Origin of the sequence: Jatrophihabitans sp., assembly GCF_051960575.1 — a bacterium.
In the GTDB taxonomy this organism is placed as follows: domain Bacteria; phylum Actinomycetota; class Actinomycetes; order Mycobacteriales; family Jatrophihabitantaceae; genus JBQCEE01.
Genome location: NZ_JBQCEE010000185.1, coordinates 1 through 2,737, shown reverse-complemented (window position 1 = coordinate 2,737; position 2,737 = coordinate 1). Strand labels below are relative to the sequence as shown.

Here is a 2,737-nt window from a genome sequence, read left to right as displayed (position 1 = left end):
GCATGCTCGAGGCCAGCGAGCAGCTCGAGTTCGAGCTCGCCGCCCGGCTGCGTGACGACGTCGGTGCGTTGAAGCGGGCGCTCGAGAAGCAGGCGATCGTCTTCGGCGACGGCACCGACGCCGACGTCGTCGCCTTCGCCGAGGACGACCTCGAGGCCGCGGTGCAGGTGTTCCACGTGCGCGGCGGCCGGGTGCGGGGCCAGCGCGGCTGGGTCGTCGACAAGCTCGACGAGATGGGCACGGGCGAGCTGGTCGAGCAGTTCGTCACGCAGTTCTACGGGGAAGAGGCCGCTGACGAGACAGTCACGTCGGGCATCCCGCGCGAGGTGCTGGTGCCCGCGCTGCCCGACGACGCCGCAGCGCTCGAGGAGTGGCTGTCGCAGCGCCGCGGCTCGCGGGTCAGCCTGCGGGTGCCCCAGCGCGGCGACAAGCGGGTGCTGGCCGAGACGGTGCAGCGCAACGCGTCCCAGGCGCTCGCGCAGCACAAGCTGAAGCGCGCGAGCGACCTCACGGCGCGCTCGCGGGCGCTCGGCGAGTTGCAGGAGGCCCTCGACCTGCCCGTCGCGCCGCTGCGCATCGAGTGCTTCGACATCAGCCACGTGCAGGGCACCAACGTGGTCGCGTCCATGGTGGTGTTCGAGGACGGCCTGGCGCGCAAGTCCGAGTACCGCCGCTTCGCGCTGCGCGACACGAGCGAGGGCACCGGCGACGTCCATTGGATCGCCGAGGTGGTGCGCCGCCGGTTCGCGCGCTACCTGGACGCGCAGGTCGACGAGGGGGCGGACGCTGGCGGGCACGACCCCGACGACGAGGCGGGCCCCGGCGAACGCCCCGGCATCGACCCGCTGACGGGGCGGCCGCGCAAGTTCGCGTACGCCCCGAACCTGCTCGTCGTCGACGGCGGTGCGCCCCAGGTCGCGGCGGCGGCCGCCGTGCTCGACGATCTGGGCATCGACGACGTCGCGCTGGTCGGCCTGGCCAAGCGGCTCGAGGAGGTCTGGGTGCCCGACCAGCCGTACCCCGTGATCCTGCCGCGCACGTCCGAGGGGCTGTACCTGCTGCAGCGCGTGCGCGACGAGGCCCACCGCTTCGCGATCACCTACCACCGGCAGAAGCGGTCGAAGTCGATGATCCAGTCGGCGCTCGACGACATCCCCGGGCTGGGCGAGACCCGGCGCAAGGCGCTGCTGCGCCAGTTCGGCTCGCTGAAGCGGCTCAAGGCAGCGACGGTCGAGGACATCACCGCCGTGCCCGGCATCGGGCGGCGCACCGCCGAGGCGATCGTCGCGGCGTTGCAGGACACCGCGTCCGCCCCGGCGCCCCCGGCCGTGAACGTGACCACCGGCGAGGTGCTCGATGACTGACCCGACCGCCCCGCCAACCGCACGGCCCGAGGGTGCGCTGCAGACGGTGATCATCAGCGGCCTGTCCGGTGCCGGACGCAGCACCGCGGCGAAATGCCTCGAGGACCTCGGCTGGTTCGTCGTCGACAACCTCCCGCCCGAGCTGATCGCCACGCTGGTCGACCTCGGCAGCCGCAGCCAGGGCGCGGTGACCCGGCTCGCGGTGGTGATGGACGTGCGCAGCCGGGCGTTCTCGACCGACCTGCGCGCGGTCATCCGCGATCTCGCCGACCGCGACATGCGGCCCCGGGTGCTCTTCCTCGAGGCGCCGGACGACGTGCTGGTGCGCCGGTTCGAGAGCAACCGGCGTGCCCACCCGCTGCAGGGCGACGGCCGCATCAGCGACGGCATCACCGCCGAGCGGGCGCTGCTCGCGGGGCTGCGCGACGAGGCCGACCTGGTCGTCGACACCGGCGACAAGTCGGTGCACCAGCTGCGCTCGGTGCTCGAGTCGGCGTTCACCGCCGGCCTCACCGACGGGCCGCCCCAGCTGCGGGCGACCGTGCTGTCGTTCGGCTACAAGTACGGCCTTCCGGTCGACGCCGACCTCGTCGTCGACGTCCGCTTCCTGCCCAACCCGTTCTGGATCCCGGAGCTGCGCGACCTCACGGGGCGGGACGAGGAGGTGCGCGACTACGTGCTCGCGCAGGACGGCGCCGACACCTTCCTCGACCGCTACGCCGAGGTGCTCGAGATCATCGGCGCCGGCTACACCCGCGAGGCGAAGCGCTACCTCACCCTCGCCGTCGGCTGCACGGGCGGCAAGCACCGCTCGGTGGTGATGGCCCGGCAGCTGGCCGCCCGGCTCGAGCAGCAGGGCATCCGCGTCACCGTCGTCGACCGGGACCTCGGCCGTGAGTGAGCCGGGTGCCGCCGCGTCCGGCCGCGGCCCCCGCATCGTCGCGCTCGGCGGCGGCCACGGCCTGCACGCGTCGCTGACCGCGCTGCGCAGGCTCACCCGCAACCTCACCGCCGTCGTGACCGTCGCCGACGACGGCGGGTCGTCCGGCCGCATCCGGCGCGAGCTGCGGGTGCTGCCGCCGGGTGATCTGCGCATGGCGCTCGTGGCGCTGGCCGGCGAGGGCGACGAGCACGCGCGCTGGGCCGACACCCTGCAGCACCGGCTCGGCGGTGACGGCGTGCTGGCCGGCCATCCGGTCGGCACCCTGAGGCTCACCGGCCTGCTCGAGCGGCACCCCGACCCGGGGGCCGCCCTGGCCGAGCTCGGCCGGCTCGTCGGCGCCGTGGGGCATGTGCTGCCGATGAGCCCGCTGCCGCTCGATCTCGTCGGCGAGGCCGACCGCTTCGACCCCGCCGACCCCGACCGCGTGCGG

At 74.2% G+C, this 2,737-nt stretch carries 3 protein-coding genes; all 3 read left to right on the top strand.

Annotation, left to right across the window (positions count from 1 at the left end; translation table 11 throughout):
- Positions 1-1,364 (top strand): excinuclease ABC subunit UvrC (gene uvrC / locus ACTHMS_RS10570; RefSeq protein ID WP_440306622.1); only part of this gene is annotated, 1,364 nt, incomplete at its 5' end.
- Positions 1,357-2,265, top strand: coding sequence for an RNase adapter RapZ (gene rapZ, locus ACTHMS_RS10565; RefSeq protein WP_440306621.1), 909 nt, complete (start codon positions 1,357-1,359; stop codon positions 2,263-2,265). The genes uvrC and rapZ, both read left to right, overlap by 8 nt.
- On the top strand, positions 2,258-2,737 hold a 480-nt coding region (locus ACTHMS_RS10560; RefSeq protein ID WP_440306620.1), incomplete at its 3' end, for a gluconeogenesis factor YvcK family protein. The genes rapZ and ACTHMS_RS10560, both read left to right, overlap by 8 nt.

Coding starts and splice junctions, on each gene's coding strand:
- rapZ (WP_440306621.1), top strand. CDS start 1,357: ATGACTGACCCGACCGCCCCGCCAACCGCACGGCCCGAGGGTGCGCTG.